Origin of the sequence: Streptococcus infantarius subsp. infantarius ATCC BAA-102, from assembly GCF_000154985.1 — a bacterium.
In the GTDB taxonomy this organism is placed as follows: Bacteria; Bacillota; Bacilli; order Lactobacillales; family Streptococcaceae; genus Streptococcus; species Streptococcus infantarius.
The window spans coordinates 1-17041 of sequence record NZ_DS572679.1 but is presented as its reverse complement, the minus strand read 5'-3'; the positions used below and the strand labels follow the sequence as shown (position 1 = coordinate 17041).

The window sequence follows — 17041 nt, the reverse complement described above, 5'->3', positions numbered from 1 at the left end:
AGCTTGGGGGTGTTTTTTTGATAATACAATTCTAATGAATCTGTACCCCTTTTATTTTTAGAAAAAAATAGTATAATAGTGATCATGAGAAAAATTAGAATTAGAAAACATCGTATTTTATTGGGAATTATTGCTCTACTTTTTGTAGTAAGTGTCGGAGCAAGTTTTTATTTTTTCCATGTAGCACAAATTCGTGAAGAAAAATCATTCATTAATAATAATGGTCGTTCAAAAGACAATTCTCTCTACGCCTATGAGCAGAGTTTTGACCAACTGACTAAAGAAACGCTTTGGATGACCAACCAAGGTTTAAAACAAGATGCTTGGTATGTTCCTGCAGAAACAGCAACAAATAAAACGGTTATTGTTGTTCATGGGTTTACAAACGATAAGGAAGATATGAAGCCTTATGCATGGATGTTTCATGAGCTAGGCTACAATGTCCTTATGCCCGATAATATGTCGCATGGTGACAGCGAAGGGCAAATCATTGGATATGGCTGGAACGACCGCTTAAACGTCATAAAATGGGCGGAGATGCTAGTTGAACAAAATTCAGACAGCGAAATTACCTTGTTTGGTGTTTCTATGGGTGGGGCTACCGTTATGATGGCTTCAGGTGAAGAAACATTACCAAAACAAGTGGTTAATATTGTTGAAGACTGCGGTTATAGTAGTGTTTGGGATGAATTAAAATATCAAGCTAAAGCTATGTATAACTTACCTGCTTTCCCGATTCTTTATGAAGTGTCTGCAGTATCAAAAGTTCGAGCAGGTTTCTCATATGGACAAGCCAGCTGTGTGAAACAATTAAAAAACAATACGCGCCCAATTCTTTTTATCCATGGTAGCGAAGATAAGTTCGTTCCAACAAGTATGGTTTATAAAAATTATCGTGCAACAAATAGTGAGAAAGACCTTTATATAGCTAAGGGTGCAGCGCATGCCAAATCTTTTGAAAGTGATCCTAAAACATACATTGAAAAAATTTCAGCTTTTTTGACAAAAAAATGAAAAATAGTGTTGACAGAACTATGAATGGCTGATATAATTATTTATGTTGTTAAGGAACAGCGGAAATGGCGGAATTGGCAGACGCGCAGGACTAAGGATCCTGTGATCGCTTTAGATCGTGAGGGTTCAAGTCCCTCTTTCCGCAGAGTGACAAGCCAGAGAGTGCTTGTCTTTTTTTGTGCTAAAAATCCATTAATTGAAAATAAAAATGAAAGCAGTGAGAATACTTGAAAAATACTTTCCTATTTACACTGCTTTTTTCACAGAAAATTAACCAAATTGTAAGTAACGCTAGTAATCTGATAAAATTTGTGATAAAATGTACGTGTAAAAGGGTTTATCCCAAAAAATAAATAGGAGGCCTATATAATGGCAATCGTTTCAGCGGAAAAATTTGTCAAAGCAGCCCGTGATAACGGATATGCAGTTGGTGGATTTAACACAAACAACCTTGAATGGACTCAAGCAATTTTACGTGCGGCAGAAGCTAAAAAAGCTCCAATTCTTATCCAAACTTCAATGGGTGCTGCAAAATACATGGGTGGTTACAAACTTTGTAAAGCACTCATTGAAAACCTTGTAGAATCAATGGGTATCACTGTACCAGTTGCTATTCACCTTGACCACGGTCACTACGATGATGCTCTTGAGTGTATCGAAGTTGGTTACACTTCAATCATGTTTGATGGTTCACACCTTCCAATTGAAGAAAATCTTGAAAAAGCAAAAGAAGTTGTTGCTAAAGCACATGCTAAAGGTATCTCAGTTGAAGCTGAAGTTGGTACTATCGGTGGTGAAGAAGACGGTATCGTCGGTAAAGGTGAATTGGCACCAATCGAAGATGCTAAAGCTATGGTTGCAACTGGTGTTGACTTCTTGGCTGCAGGTATCGGTAACATCCACGGTCCTTACCCAGAAAACTGGGAAGGTCTTGACCTTAATCACTTGCAAAAATTGACAGAAGCTGTACCAGGTTTCCCAATCGTATTGCACGGTGGATCAGGTATTCCTGATGATCAAATCCAAGAAGCTATCAAACTTGGTGTTGCTAAAGTTAACGTTAATACAGAATGTCAAATCGCATTTGCTAACGCAACACGTAAATTTGTTGCTGAATACGAAGCAAATGAAGCAGAATACGACAAGAAGAAACTCTTCGACCCACGTAAATTCTTGAAACCAGGTTTCGAGGCTATTACAGAAGCTGTTGAAGAACGTATCGACGTATTTGGTTCAGCAAACAAAGCTTAATCAAACTTCGTTTAGAAAAACTTCCCATTTGGGGAGTTTTTTTGTGTTAATCGTTATTATTTAATTGACAAATTTTAGTTGAGTGATATAATGTCTTTGTTAGCCGATTTAGCTCAGTCGGTAGAGCAACGCACTCGTAACGCGTAGGTCGTAGGTTCGATTCCTGCAATCGGCAAATAGTTTTAAATCCTGATAGTTATTAGGATTTTTGTTTACAAAATCTTTTAGAGTTTTTAGTAGAAATCAGTTTGAGGATAGAAAATCATACGTGCTTTCGTAATTATTTTTTGCTGATTATTTGCTAAAAAGCTTGCGAAAACATGCTGAATATGATATTATTTTATGGTATGTGGTGTAAAGCACCTATAATCTAAGTAGGAGGACGTAGATAAAATGGCTAAAGTTTGTTATTTCACAGGTCGTAAGACTGTATCAGGAAACAACCGTTCACATGCAATGAACAAAACAAAACGTGCAGTTAAACCAAATCTTCAAAAAGTGACTGTTCTTGTTAATGGAAAACCTAAAAAAGTTTGGGCATCAGCTCGTGCGCTTAAATCTGGTAAAGTAGAACGCGTATAAAATAAAAGCCGAAAGGCTTTTTTCTTTGTTTTGTAGCCGGTAATTTTCCATAATTTTTTACAATACGGCTAATATATGGTAAAATAAACTGATAAAAACTTTTGAGGTAGTAAATATGACTGTGAAAATTAATACAAAAGATGGCCAAATTGAGTTATCTGACGACGTAATTGCAACTGTTGTTGGTGGTTCAGCAACAGAAATTTTTGGTGTTGTTGGTATGGTAAGTAAAAGTGCTCTTAAGGATAATTTTCAAGCGCTTCTGCGTAAAGAAAACTACGCAAAAGGTGTTGTTGTCAAATCAACAGAAAGTGGTATTTCAGTCGATGTTTACACTGTAATGTCATATGGTGTGAAGATTTCTGAGGTATCAAAAAACATTCAGGAACGTGTCAAGTTCAACCTCGAAAACCAACTTGGCCTTTCAGCAGATACGGTGAATGTTTACGTACAAAATATTAAAGTTGTAGGAGAAGATTAGTGTCAAATATTACAACCAGTTTATTCCAAGAAATGGTTCAAGCTGCTAGCACACGTCTTGGAAATCAAGCAGAATATGTAAACTCCCTTAATGTTTTCCCTGTACCAGATGGTGATACAGGAACAAACATGGGAATGACAATTGAAAATGGTGCCAAAGAAGTTGCAGACAAACCTGCATCTACTGTTGGAGAAGTTGGACAAATCCTTTCAAAAGGTCTTTTGATGGGTGCACGTGGTAACTCAGGGGTTATTACATCTCAATTATTCCGTGGATTCGGTCAAGCAATCAAAGATAAAGAAGAATTGACTGGTAAAGACCTTGCACATGCCTTCCAATCAGGTGTTGAAGTTGCTTACAAAGCTGTTATGAAACCTGTTGAAGGTACTATTTTGACTGTTTCTCGTGGTGCTGCAACTGCTGCGCTTAAAAAAGCTGAAGAAACTGATGATGCTGTTGAAGTTATGCGTGCTGCACTTGATGGTGCAAAAGGCGCTTTGGCTAAAACACCAGAAATGCTTCCTGTTTTGAAAGAAGTTGGTGTTGTCGATTCAGGTGGTCAAGGTTTGGTCTTCATCTATGAAGGTTTCCTTGCTGCTTTGACTGGTGAATATATTGCTTCCGAAGATTTCAAAGCAACTCCAGCTGTTATGACAGAAATGATTAACGCTGAACACCACAAATCTGTAGCTGAACACGTTGCAACTGAAGATATCAAGTACGGTTACTGTACTGAAATCATGGTTGCTCTAAAACAAGGTCCTACTTATGTAAAAGAATTTAACTACGATGAGTTTCAAGGTTTCTTGAGTGGCTTAGGTGATTCACTTATTCTTGTTAACGACGATGAAATTGCTAAAGTTCACGTCCACACAGAAGACCCAGGATTAGTCCTTCAAGAAGGTCTTAAATACGGTGCTCTTAAAAAAGTTAAAGTTGATAACATGCGTAACCAGCACGATGCTGTTCTTGAAAAAGATCAAGCTCAATCAACAGCTGCTAGCCAAGAAGCAAAAGATTTCGCAATCGTTGCGGTATGTGCTGGTGATGGATTAGCTGACATCTTCAAATCACAAGGTGTTGACTACGTTATCTCAGGTGGCCAAACAATGAACCCATCTACAGAAGACATCTTGAAAGCTATTGATGCTGTTAACGCTAAAAATGTTATTATCTTGCCAAATAACAAAAACATCTTCATGGCTGCTCAATCAGCAGCAGAAGTGTCTGAAGTCCCAGCTGCAGTTGTTGAAACACGTACTGTACCTCAAGGATTTACAAGCTTGTTAGCCTTCAATCCAACTCAATCATTGGAAGAAAACGTTGAAGCTATGACTGCAAGCCTTTCAGATGTTGTTAGTGGTAGCGTGACACTTGCTGTTCGTGATACTTCAATTGATGGTCTTGAAATTCACCAAGATGATAACCTAGGTATGGTTGATGGTAAAATCGTGGTTTCAAACCCAGACATGACAACTACTTTGAAAGAAACATTCGCTAAAATGATTGACGAAGATAGCGAAATTATCACTATCTACGTTGGTGAAGATGGAAGCCAAGAATTGGCAGAAGAAATAGCTGATTACTTAGAATCGACTTACGAAGATGTAGAAGTTGAAATTCACGAAGGTAAACAACCAGTTTATCCATACTTGATGAGTGTTGAATAATTTCTTATTTAATATAAAAGATAGAAGGAAGCACTTCGGTGCTTTCTTTTTTTATGTAAAAAATTTTCTTTTCTCCATAAAAGGCGTCAATTCAATATCTAATAGAAAGAAAATTGTTAACTAACAAAATCTTCTGAAAATTTTCTTGACTTTATTTTTTAAAGTGTTAACATGGTGTGTAAGATTTAATTGATAGGAGAAAACAGATGAGAAGTGACATGATTAAGGTAGGTGTGGATAAAGCACCAGCCCGTGGTCTTCTTTATGCAACCGGGCAAGTAAAATCTGCTAAAGATATGCAAAAACCATTTATCGCAATTTGTAATTCTTACATTGATATTGTTCCTGGACATGTTCATTTGCGTGAATTGGCAGATGTCGCCAAGGAAGCTATTCGTGAAATGGGTGGTATTCCTTTTGAATTCAATACCATTGGGGTAGACGACGGAATTGCTATGGGGCATATTGGGATGCGTTATAGCCTTCCATCTCGTGAAATCATTGCAGATGCTGCTGAAACAGTCATTAATGCGCACTGGTTTGATGGTGTTTTCTATATTCCTAACTGTGACAAAATTACACCGGGTATGATTTTAGCTGGACTTCGTACCAATGTTCCTGCAGTCTTTTGTTCAGGTGGTCCGATGAAGGGCGGTATTGATATGACAGGTCACCAAGCAACCTTGTCAAGCCTTTTTGAAGCTGTCGGAACTTATCAAGCTGGTGGTATGTCTAAGAAAGAATTGGATTATTTGGAACAAAATGCTTGTCCAACATGTGGTTCTTGTGCGGGTATGTTTACAGCTAATTCAATGAACTCTCTTATGGAAGTGCTAGGTCTTGCTCTTCCTGGAAATGGTACTGTTCTTGCGGTATCTGATCAACGTCGTGAATTGGTTCGTCAAGCTGCTAAACATTTGATGGACAATGTTAAAAATAACTTGCGTCCAAGAGACATTATCACTAAAGAAGCTATTGATGATGCTTTTGCTCTTGATATGGCTATGGGTGGTTCTACCAATACCGTTCTTCATACGCTTGCTATCGCACGTGAGGCGGGTATCGATTATAATTTAACAGATATCAATGAAATTGCTAAGAAGACGCCATATTTGTCTAAAATTGCACCATCAAGTGTTTATACTATGCACGATGTCCAAGAAGCAGGTGGTATCTCAGCTATTATTAATCAATTGATTAAAAAAGGTACTATCAAGGGTGATCGTATTACAGTTACTGGTAAGACTTTGAAAGAAAATGTAGCTGGTGCAGAAATTAAGAATGAAGAAATCATTCACCCAATTGAACATCCAATTTCTCCAGTGGGTGGTTTGTCAGTTCTTTACGGTAATATCGCACAAGATGGAGCTGTTATTAAAGTTGGTGGCGTTGACCCTTCTGTTAAAACATTCCGTGGTAAAGCGATTTGCTGTGATTCACAAGATGAAGCTCTTGAATTGATTGATAATGGTACCGTTAAAAAAGGTCATGTGGTCGTTATTCGTTATGAAGGCCCTCAAGGTGGACCAGGTATGCCAGAAATGCTTGCGCCAACTTCTAAGATTGTTGGACGTGGTCTTGGTAAAGATGTTGCTCTTATCACAGATGGTCGTTTCTCTGGGGCAACACGTGGTATCGCTATTGGTCATGTGTCACCAGAAGCTGCAGAGGGTGGGAATATTGCTCTCATCGAAGATGGTGATGAAATCTATATTGATTTGACAAATCGTACTATTGATTTACTTGTGGATGATGCGACATTAGAAAAACGTCGCAAACACTTGAAACCATTTAAGTCAAAAATTTCAAGCGGTTGGTTACGTCGTTACACAGCCTTTGCGTCATCAGCTAACTTTGGTGGTTCAATGATGACTCAAGAAGAGTTTGAAGAACGTAAAGCGGAACGTGAAAAACAAGAAAATAAATAAGGCAGATTAAATATTTTTGAAAGTGTTCAAAATATTTGTTCACTTTCTCTTGCTTTATTTTTTTTAAATGTTATTATAGTAACAAGATGTTAGAATTTTTAGATAATTCGGAATTTATATGAAAAGGAGGACTTTGTGAAACAGATTAGATTAAAAGAATCCAGGAATGGATCGGAATTATTATTGGAAACCTTGGCTAGTCTGGGAATTGATACGATTTTTGGCTACCCAGGTGGAGCCGTTCTGCCACTGTATGATGCGATTTATAATTTTGATGGTATTCGTCATATTTTGGCTCGTCATGAGCAAGGTGCCCTTCATGAAGCCGAAGGTTATGCTAAATCAACCGGTAAACTTGGTGTTGCTATTGTAACAAGTGGACCTGGTGCAACGAACGCCATTACAGGTATTGCAGATGGTATGAGTGATAGTGTTCCAATGCTTATCTTTACCGGTCAAGTCGGAATGTCTGGTATTGGTAAAGATGCTTTCCAAGAAGCTGATATTATCGGTATCACAATGCCAATCACGAAATACAATTATCAGATTCGTGATGTTGCAGATGTGCCACGCATTGTGACAGAAGCTGTTCATATTGCAACAACAGGTCGACCTGGTCCAGTTGTTATTGACCTTCCAAAAAATATTTCGGCTGCTAAAACAACAGTTTATAATGATCCCACTGTTGATCTTCCAAGTTACCAACCAACCTTGGAACCAAATGCTTTGCAGGTCAAGAAAATTTTGACTCAGTTGAAAAAGGCAAAACGTCCGCTGATTATCGCTGGTGGTGGTGTCAATTACTCAGGTGCTTCTAAGGAGTTAATTGCTTTTGCAGAACGCTATAACATTCCTGTTGTTTCAACCTTACTGAGTTTGGGTGTTATGCCAATTAATCATCCCCTTTCTCTGGGGATGGGTGGCATGCATGGTTCATATGCGTCAAACATGGCTTTGACACAATGTGATTTTATGATTAATTTTGGGTCGCGTTTTGCAGATCGTTTGACTGGTAATCCAGCTACTTTTGCTAAAAAAGCAGTGGTTGCTCATGTGGATATTGATCCTGCGGAAATCGGAAAAGTCGTCAAGACACAAATTCCAATTGTTGGTGATGCCAAGTGTACATTACAGATTCTTCTGGAAGAAGATGAAGTTAAAACACATCACGATGATTGGACTGAATCAGTTCTTGCTAATAAAGCTAAAGCGCCGTTTAGCTATGACTTTGATGAAACAGTTATCAAACCACAACATGTCATTGCTACAATTGGTAAAGTAACAGATGGCGATGCTATCGTGGTTACAGACGTCGGCCAACACCAAATGTGGGCAGCTCAATTTTATCCATATAAAAATGAGCGTCAACTGATTACATCTGGTGGTCTTGGAACAATGGGATTCGGAATTCCAGCTGCTATCGGTGCTAAGTTAGCGAATCCAGATAAAGAAGTTATTCTCTTTGTCGGTGATGGCGGTTTCCAAATGACAAACCAAGAGTTAGCTTTGCTAAATGGTTATGGTGTTCCAATTAAAGTGGTTCTGATTAACAACCACTCACTTGGTATGGTTCGTCAATGGCAAGAATCTTTCTACGATGAACATCGCAGTGAGTCGACTTTTGATGATGAGCCAAACTTCCAAATGATGGCAGAAGCCTACGGCATTGCTCACCACAAATTTACTAATCCGAAAACATTGGAAGAGGACTTGAAAGTTATCGCTGAAAATAAGCCAATGTTGATTGAGGTTGCGATTTCTAATCGTGAACATGTTTATCCAATGGTTCCATCAGGTAAATCAAATAGTGAAATGTTGGGGGTGAAGTTTAATGCGTAGAATGTTGACAGCAAAGCTTCAAAATTCAACAGGTGTTCTTAATCGTTTCACAGGCGTCCTCTCACGCCAACAGGTTAACATTGAGTCTATTTCCGTTGGACAAACAATGGAAGACAATGTCTCTCGAATTACGATTATTATCGATGTCGAGAGTTTGGAAGAAGTTGAACAAATCATCAAACAATTGAACCGTTTGATTGATGTGCTTCGTGTTCGTGATATTACGGATATTCCACACTTGGAACGTGAAGTGATTTTAGTTAAATTAACAGCACCAACAAGCAAACGTGCCGAGATTTTAGCGGTTATTCAACCGTTTCGTGCAAGTGTTGTTGACGTAGCACCAAAATCAATTACTATTCAGGTAACTGGTGATGGTGATAAAATCGATGCTTTGCTTCGTGTTGTCAAACCTTATGGTATTCAGAATCTTGCCCGCACAGGTGCGACAGGATTCTCAAGAGATTTTTCTTGTTAAACAATTAATTTAGTTAACAGTTGCCTAGCCAGGCAGTTAAAATAAAAATAGAAAAGAGATATTTATTATGGCAGTAACAATGGAATACGAAAAAGACGTAAAAGTAGCAGCTCTTGATGGTAAAAAAATTGCCGTTATTGGTTATGGATCACAAGGTCATGCTCATGCTCAAAACTTGCGTGACTCAGGTCACGATGTTATCATTGGGGTTCGCCATGGTAAATCATTCGATAAAGCAAAAGAAGATGGATTTGATACTTATGAAGTAGCAGAAGCAACAAAACTTGCTGATGTTATCATGGTATTGGCTCCTGATGAAATCCAAGCTAAACTTTATGCTGAAGAAATCGCTCCAAACCTTGAAGCTGGTAACGCTCTTGGATTTGCACATGGTTTTAATATCCGTTTTGGATACATTAAAGCTCCAGAAACAGTAGATGTCTTCATGTGTGCTCCTAAAGGACCAGGTCACCTTGTTCGTCGTACTTACACAGAAGGATTTGGTGTACCAGCACTTTACGCTGTTTACCAAGATGCTACTGGTAATGCTAAAGACATCGCAATGGATTGGTCTAAAGGTATCGGTGCTGCACGTGTTGGACTTCTTGAAACAACATTTAAAGAAGAAACTGAAGAAGACCTCTTTGGTGAACAAGCAGTACTTTGTGGTGGTTTAACTGCTCTTATCGAAGCTGGTTTTGAAGTTCTTACTGAAGCTGGCTATGCTCCAGAATTGGCTTACTTTGAAGTTCTTCATGAAATGAAACTTATCGTTGACCTTATCTACGAAGGTGGATTCAAGAAAATGCGTCAATCAATTTCAAATACAGCTGAATTTGGTGACTACGTATCTGGACCACGTGTTATCACTAAAGATGTTAAAGAAAATATGAAAGCTGTTCTTGCTGATATCCAATCAGGTAAATTCGCTGAAGATTTTGTTAACGACTACCAAGCAGGTCGTCCAAAACTTGAAGCATACCGTAAAGAAGCTGCAGCTCTTGAAATTGAAAAAGTGGGTGCTGAACTTCGTAAAGCAATGCCTTTTGTTAACCAAAACGATGACGATGCATTCAAAATTTATAACTAATTTTTGAAGAAATCCACTTATAAAAGGCCGATGTTTGTCATCGGTTTTTTATCTATTAATCAGCAATTTGTCATATAAAATATTTAGATATTAGAAGAGGTAGTTTATGATCTTAGCTAAGGATGTTGTTGACGCCTATGACGTCTTGAAAGATGTTGTTGAGCGTACACCCCTAGATTTTGACCGCTATTTGTCGGAAAAATATGGTGCAACTGTTTATCTTAAACGTGAAAACATGCAGAAGGTCCGTTCTTTCAAAATTCGTGGAGCCTACTATGCTATTCACCAATTATCAGAGGATGAAAAAAAACGTGGTGTAGTATGTGCTTCAGCTGGTAACCACGCTCAAGGTGTTGCCTTTACGTGTCATGAAATGAAGATTCCAGCAACAATTTTTATGCCAGTAACAACTCCGCAACAAAAAATTGGGCAAGTGAGATTTTTTGGTGGTCCTTATGTGACGATTAAGCTTGTTGGAGATACTTTTGATGCATCAGCTCAAGCAGCACAAGATTTTACAAAATCAGAAGGAATGACTTTTATCGATCCTTTTGATGATGAAAATGTGCAGGCTGGTCAAGGAACGGTAGCTTACGAGATTTATGAACAAGCTCAAGAAGAAGGTGTAACTTTTGATCAAATCTTTGTGCCAGTTGGTGGGGGTGGTTTAATTGCAGGAGTTGCCACATACATTAAAGATGTAGCTCCAGAAATCCAAGTAGTTGGAGTCGAAGCCTCAGGTGCTCGTAGCATGCGTGCTGCTTTTGACAAAGGACATCCTGTTAAATTGGAAGAAATCGATAAATTTGCTGATGGGATTGCAGTGCAAAAAGTTGGTGAAAAAACTTTTGAAGTTGCTCGTAAACATGTGGATAAATTAGTTTGTGTTGATGAAGGTTTGATTTCTGAAACACTTATCGATATGTATTCAAAACAAGGAATTATTGCTGAGCCTGCAGGAGCTTCTTCAATCGCAGCTCTTGAAGTGATGAAAGATGAGATTAAAGGGAAGACGGTTGTTTGTATCATTTCTGGTGGTAATAATGATATCAATCGTATGCAAGAGATGGAAGAACGTGCCCTTATCTATGATGGAGTGAAACATTACTTTGTGGTTAACTTCCCACAACGTCCAGGTGCCCTACGTGAATTTGTCAACAACATTCTTGGTCCAAACGATGACATTACGCGTTTTGAGTACATTAAACGTGCGAATAAAGGCACAGGCCCTGTTCTCATCGGTATTACCTTGGGTGATAAAAATGACTACAATGATTTTATTGATCGTTTGTCTGGTTTTGATCCTTCATATATCAATTTGCACGGGAATGAAAGCCTCTATAATCTATTAGTTTGATGTTAAAATAAACTTCTGTTCTCTCTTAAAATTATTATTATATTGACAAGCAAGCCTAGTTGATCCTTACAGTTTGACTAGGTTTTTGCTTGACTTTTTAGAAAAAAGAAATAATTTTAAAGGAGATTTATCATGATTTTAATTGTTTTAGCTATTTTTCTTATCATTATTTTGAGTGTTGTTGCTAGCACGCTTTATGTGGTACGTCAACAAACTGTTGTTATTATCGAACGTTTTGGGAAATACCAAACAACATCTGGTAGTGGTATGCATGTGCGTCTGCCGCTTGGAATTGATAAAATTGCTGCGCGTATTCAGTTGCGTCTTTTGCAATCTGAAATCGTTGTGGAAACGAAAACCAAGGATAATGTTTTTGTGACTTTGAATGTTGCTACACAATACCGTGTGAATGAACAAAACGTGACAGATGCTTATTACAAACTCATGCGTCCTGAAGCTCAAATCAAATCATACATCGAAGATGCTCTTCGTTCATCTGTTCCAAAATTGACTTTGGATGAATTATTTGAGAAAAAAGATGAAATTGCTCTTGAAGTGCAACACCAAGTGGCTGAAGAAATGTCAACTTACGGCTACATTATTGTTAAAACATTGATTACTAAAGTTGAGCCTGATGCTGAAGTTAAACAATCAATGAATGAAATCAATGCTGCGCAACGTAAACGTGTAGCGGCTCAAGAATTGGCTAATGCGGATAAAATTAAAATTGTAACAGCTGCAGAAGCTGAAGCTGAAAAAGATCACCTTCATGGTGTTGGTATTGCCCAACAACGTAAAGCGATTGTCGATGGTCTAGCTGAGTCAATTCAAGAATTAAAAGATGCCAATGTAGGCATGACTGAAGAACAAATCATGTCTATTCTATTGACTAACCAATATCTTGATACCTTAAATACATTTGCAGCTAAGGGCAATCAAACACTGTTCTTGCCAAATCATCCAGAAGGTATTGAAGATATTCGCACACAAATTTTGTCATCATTGAAAGCTAAATAGTTAAAACTAAAAAAAAGTACCCTATTGCAGACGGAAGGAATTGCAATAGGGACTTTTTGTCTGGCATTTTGTTAGGGATTGAAATAGGAGTTACATGTTTCTTTTATACCGTTTATATTCATGGATTATTTTCAGAGCACGTTTCCGTGTTTTGATATTGGGACTTTTAAGTCTGCGATGTGCAGATGCTAAATCATTTTTTTCAGCCATATCAACCTCCTTAAATATAGATTTATTAACGTTAACATGAAGTAGTATAACACAAAATACTTAACCAGTAAAGTATCTGCTGTAATTTGGCTTAAAATTAGTTTTTGGCACAAAAAAACACCCCTCCAAAAAAGGAAAGGTTGCTTTAAGTAATTATTTCAAGAAACGTTGTAAGAACTCTTTTGTACGTTCTTGTTGTGGGTGTTCGAAGATTTGTTCAGGTGTACCTTCTTCAGCGATAACACCTTTATCCATGAAGATGACACGGTCTGAAACATCTCTTGCGAATTCCATTTCGTGAGTGACGATAATCATTGTTAAACCTGATTTAGCGAGTTCTTGCATTGTTTTAAGAACTTCACCGACCATTTCTGGGTCAAGGGCAGAAGTTGGCTCGTCAAAGAGCATTGCTTCTGGGTTAACCGATAAGGCACGAGCGATTGCCACACGTTGTTTTTGACCACCAGAAAGTTGTTTTGGTTTAGCTTTCCAGTATTGCTCAGTCATACCAACTTTTGTAAGGTTTTCTTTAGCGACTTTTTCAGCTTCGCTTCGAGAACGTTTCAAAACAGTTGTTTGAGCAACAATGGCATTTTCAAGAACGTTTAAGTTTTCAAAAAGGTTAAATGATTGGAAAACCATGCCAAGTTTTTCACGGTATTCTGTCAAGTTATAATCTTTTTCAAGAACGTTTTGTCCGTGGAAAAGAATTTCTCCAGCAGTTGGATCTTCTAAAAGATTGATAGAGCGGAGGAATGTTGATTTCCCTGAACCTGATGAACCAATGATAGAAATAACTTCACCTTTATTTACAGAAAGTGAAATATCTTTTAGGACCTCATTTTGTCCATAAGATTTTTTAAGGTGTTTAATTTCAATAATAGGTTGAGACATTATTTCACCTCTTTCGTTTGGTTTTGGTTAGCACCAGTTGTGTAAGTGTCCGCATCGAAACGACGTTCGATAAAGCGCAAGATGCGTGTCACTGTAAAGGTGAGAACAAAGTAGATAATAGCGATAATTGTAAATGTTTGGAAGTATTGATATGTTTGAGTTGCAACGGTATTACCTGAGAAGTAAAGTTCGACAACTGAGATAACATTCAATACTGAAGTATCTTTGATGTTGATGACAAATTCGTTACCTGTTGCTGGCAAGATATTGCGAACAACTTGAGGAAGAACGATTTTGCGCATTGTTTGACCGTGAGTAAATCCAAGTGCTGTAGCTGCTTCAAATTGACCTTTATCAACAGCGAAGATACCACCACGAACGATTTCACTCATGTAAGCACCAGTGTTGATTGAAACGATAAAGATTGCAGCTAGTGTACGGTCGATTGAGATACCAAAGGCTTGAGCTGTACCATAGTAGATAACCATTGCTTGTACGATCATCGGAGTACCACGGAAAATTTCAATGTAAACGTTAAGTAACCAACCAAATACTTTTTGAAGACCAGCAAGGAATTTATTGGCAGCTTTTGGAGCTGTGCGGTAAACACCAATCAAAAGACCGATAAAGAGACCAACAATTGTACCGATGATAGAGATGAGAAGTGTAACTCCCGCACCACGTAGGAATTGGTTCCAGTTTTTCTCGAAGATTCCCCACATATCAGTGAAGAAATTACTCTTTTGATCTTTTTCAGACTTGTCAGCTGGTTGTTTTTCAATCATGTCATCCATGAGTTGCAAACGGTCATTATCAGAGATGCCAGCTAAAACGGCATTTACTTTAGCAAGTGTGTCAGTGTCATCTTTACGAAGACCAACGGCAATGGCTGTGTCTGCTTTAGATGTCGCAAAACCTTTCCCATCTTCAAAAGCAATCATCTTGAAGTCGCTATTTGCATTTTCAGCAGAGATAGCATCAGGACGTTCAGAAACATAACCATCAATAATACCAGATTCAAGTGCTTGACGCATTTGGTTGAAGTCACCCATAGCAGTTTCTTTTGAAGCGCCTTTGATTTGGTCAATCAAGTTGTAAAGGTAGACACCTTGTTGAGATGTTAATTTTGCACCAGCAAAATCTTTAAGTGATGTAGCTTGTGCAAAGTCACCTTTTTTAGAAACAACGATAACTGGGTAGCTTGTATAGTAACTATCTGAGAATGCAATTTCTTTCTTACGTTCAGCGGTAGGACTCATTCCGGCAGCAATCATGTCAATCTTTCCGGAAGTAAGTGCTGGAATTAATCCTGTCCAAGTAGTTTTGACAACAAGGAGTTCCTTGCCTAAGCTATCTGCTATTTTCTTAGCTATTTGGACATCGTATCCGTTAGCATACTGGCTAGTTCCTTCGATAGGAACAGCTCCATTAGAATCATCATCTTGTGTCCAGTTAAATGGGGCGTAGGCTGCTTCCATACCGACACGAAGATATTCGTCAGCGTTTGCGCTAGTCATTCCTCCAAAGAGAAGAAGAAGGGCTGCGAAACAACTTAAAAGTAACTTTTTCATTTAAGACTCCTGTCTATTCTTGTACCTTACTATTTTACAGGAAATAGGGTCTGATTTCAACACGATAGACCCAAAAATAGAATATTTATACAATATATTATGATAAAATAGGGATATAAGAAAGGAGTAGGAGATCATGAAAAAATTAAGAATATTTTTACTAGCAGTCGCTACTATTTTAGGATTATCAGTTCCAGTTTTTGCTGATAGCGATGTTGACTATAGTATCAGCAATTATGATGGTGTTTTAGCGATACATGATGATAATGCTGCTGATTTTTATCAGACTATTACTTATCGCTTTGATTCCTCATACAATGGGCAGGTGGTGACTTTGGGAGAAGCCGGTCACATGCCAGAAGGTTTTTCGGTTAATAACCAGCCAGAAGTTTCAGCTGAGGTTAACGGTGTTAGTCGGACGGTTAGACCGGTGGTAAATGACCTTGGTGATGGTTACCAAGTGAAAATCTACAATTCTGGTTCCAGCGGTGACATTGTAACTGTTAAGCTACACTGGAAACTATCGCATTTACTATTTCCTTATCAAGATGTCGCAGAGCTTAATTGGGTACCGATTAGTGACTGGGATGAAACATTGCGCCATGTTACTTTTACAGTCTTAACAGATAAAACAACTGCTAATCGCAAACTTTGGGCTCATAGAGGTTACTTGAAATCGGTAACTGTTGAAAAATTACCTGATGGTTATCGAATTACGGCTGAAAATGTTGATGGAAAGTTAGAGTTGCACGCTTACTGGGATAAAACTATTTTGACAACTCCTGCAACCATTGCAAGTAAACGTAAAGCAGCTATTATCAAGCAAGAAGCAAAAATTGCTCGTAAAAGTCAGTTGCTTAAAGTGGTATTGTTTTACCTTGTGCCAGCTCTTGTTATTATTTTGATTGTTTTGGCTTGGATTTTCTTCTTTACAGGTAAAAAATTGGCTAAGAAATATGAAAAATTTAGTCATGATAGTCGTTCTTATGAAGCGCCAGAAGATTGGTCACCTTTGCTAATCATGCAGTATATCTATGATGTTGATTTGCAAGATACAGATACCAAAGGAAGTCCAATTTCACAAAAATTTAAATTTGAAACTGCCATGCAGGCGACTTTGCTTGATTTGATTGATCGCCATGTGATTACTGCAAGCGATGAGGAATTAACTTGTCATCTGGATAAGCCAATGACAAGCTATGAAGCAGAAGTAATTGATATGGCATTTGGTGGAAAAGAGACCATAAAAATTGAAGACTTGTTTGCAGATTATCGTTTTGATGATAATTTGGTAGATAACTATAAGAAGAAATACAAAGGTCATACTTTAGAAACAAAATTAAACAGTCTTGGTGAAGCTTTCAATGATCGCTATCTTGCTAAACTTGAACAAATTACTGACTTAGTTAATCAAGAAATTTCACAAAAAGCTTTACCAGAAATTCGTGAGAACTTAAGTGATAGTATTGCTAAGAAATTTGAATATGCAAAAGGTCTCCTATTCCTTACCTTGATACCTGTTGGTATTGGGTTAATCTATCTTTTGTTTAATCTAAATCTAGTTTTTCTTGCTTATGGTCTTTTGTTAGCTTTGGTTGTTTTGAGTTTGGTCATTATCATGGTTAAATCTCATTATTACAAAGTTCATGGTATGATAAC

Annotated in this window: 15 protein-coding genes and 2 tRNA genes; 14 read left to right on the top strand and 3 right to left on the bottom strand. The window is 37.8% G+C overall.

Annotation, left to right across the window (positions count from 1 at the left end):
* Nucleotides 1-84 precede the first annotated feature (84 nt).
* The 13 genes from STRINF_RS00270 (at nt 85) to STRINF_RS00210 (ending at nt 12707) form a co-directional block, all read left to right on the top strand.
* On the top strand, nt 85-1014 hold the full coding sequence (locus tag STRINF_RS00270; RefSeq protein WP_006530994.1) for an alpha/beta hydrolase: 930 nt from the start codon (nt 85-87) through the stop codon (nt 1012-1014).
* Between the two features lie 59 nt (nt 1015-1073).
* Nucleotides 1074-1159 (top strand) — tRNA-Leu (locus STRINF_RS00265).
* A gap of 224 nt (nt 1160-1383) precedes the next feature.
* Complete coding sequence (locus tag STRINF_RS00260) at nt 1384-2265, top strand: class II fructose-bisphosphate aldolase (protein WP_006530993.1); 882 nt, start codon at nt 1384-1386, stop codon at nt 2263-2265.
* 102 nt (nt 2266-2367) lie between these two features.
* Nucleotides 2368-2440 (top strand) — tRNA-Thr (locus STRINF_RS00255).
* Nucleotides 2441-2658: 218 nt separating this feature from the next.
* Entirely contained in the window at nt 2659-2847 is a 189-nt protein-coding gene (gene rpmB, locus STRINF_RS00250) for a 50S ribosomal protein L28 (protein ID WP_006530992.1), read from the top strand.
* Nucleotides 2848-2962: 115 nt separating this feature from the next.
* A complete protein-coding gene (locus STRINF_RS00245) occupies nt 2963-3328 on the top strand; it encodes an Asp23/Gls24 family envelope stress response protein (RefSeq protein ID WP_006530991.1) in 366 nt (121 codons plus the stop codon).
* Nucleotides 3328-4998, top strand: coding sequence for a DAK2 domain-containing protein (locus STRINF_RS00240; protein WP_043878251.1), 1671 nt, complete (start codon nt 3328-3330; stop codon nt 4996-4998). The genes STRINF_RS00245 and STRINF_RS00240 overlap by 1 nt, the downstream gene beginning before the upstream one ends.
* 206 nt (nt 4999-5204) lie before the next feature.
* Nucleotides 5205-6926, top strand: a complete 1722-nt coding sequence (ilvD, locus tag STRINF_RS00235; RefSeq protein WP_006530989.1) for a dihydroxy-acid dehydratase — start codon at nt 5205-5207, stop codon at nt 6924-6926.
* 135 nt (nt 6927-7061) lie between these two features.
* Nucleotides 7062-8765, top strand: a complete 1704-nt coding sequence (locus STRINF_RS00230; protein ID WP_006530988.1) for an acetolactate synthase large subunit — start codon at nt 7062-7064, stop codon at nt 8763-8765.
* Nucleotides 8758-9243, top strand: a complete 486-nt coding sequence (ilvN, locus tag STRINF_RS00225) for an acetolactate synthase small subunit (protein WP_006530987.1) — start codon at nt 8758-8760, stop codon at nt 9241-9243. Before STRINF_RS00230 ends, ilvN begins: the two co-directional genes overlap by 8 nt.
* 67 nt (nt 9244-9310) lie before the next feature.
* A complete protein-coding gene (ilvC, locus tag STRINF_RS00220; RefSeq protein WP_006530986.1) occupies nt 9311-10333 on the top strand; it encodes a ketol-acid reductoisomerase in 1023 nt (340 codons plus the stop codon).
* A 106-nt stretch (nt 10334-10439) separates the two neighbouring features.
* Complete coding sequence (gene ilvA, locus STRINF_RS00215) at nt 10440-11690, top strand: threonine ammonia-lyase IlvA (protein WP_006530985.1); 1251 nt, start codon at nt 10440-10442, stop codon at nt 11688-11690.
* A 132-nt stretch (nt 11691-11822) separates the two neighbouring features.
* Nucleotides 11823-12707, top strand: a complete 885-nt coding sequence (locus STRINF_RS00210; RefSeq protein ID WP_006530984.1) for an SPFH domain-containing protein — start codon at nt 11823-11825, stop codon at nt 12705-12707.
* Between the two features lie 90 nt (nt 12708-12797).
* Here the strand turns inward: STRINF_RS00210 and STRINF_RS10090 are convergent, their stop codons facing one another.
* The 3 genes from STRINF_RS10090 to STRINF_RS00200 form a co-directional block, all read right to left on the bottom strand.
* Nucleotides 12798-12917: a putative metal homeostasis protein gene (locus STRINF_RS10090; RefSeq protein WP_115283727.1), complete on the bottom strand. Its 120-nt coding sequence runs from the start codon at nt 12915-12917 to the stop codon at nt 12798-12800.
* A 153-nt stretch (nt 12918-13070) separates the two neighbouring features.
* Nucleotides 13071-13811 (bottom strand): amino acid ABC transporter ATP-binding protein, encoded by a 741-nt coding sequence (locus STRINF_RS00205; protein ID WP_006530982.1) that lies wholly within the window; start codon nt 13809-13811, stop codon nt 13071-13073.
* Nucleotides 13811-15382, bottom strand: a complete 1572-nt coding sequence (locus STRINF_RS00200; protein ID WP_006530981.1) for an ABC transporter permease subunit — start codon at nt 15380-15382, stop codon at nt 13811-13813. The genes STRINF_RS00205 and STRINF_RS00200 overlap by 1 nt, the downstream gene beginning before the upstream one ends.
* Nucleotides 15383-15518: 136 nt before the next feature.
* Here STRINF_RS00200 and STRINF_RS00195 point away from each other — a divergent pair.
* On the top strand, nt 15519-17041 hold a 1523-nt coding region (locus tag STRINF_RS00195; RefSeq protein WP_006530980.1), incomplete at its 3' end, for a DUF2207 domain-containing protein.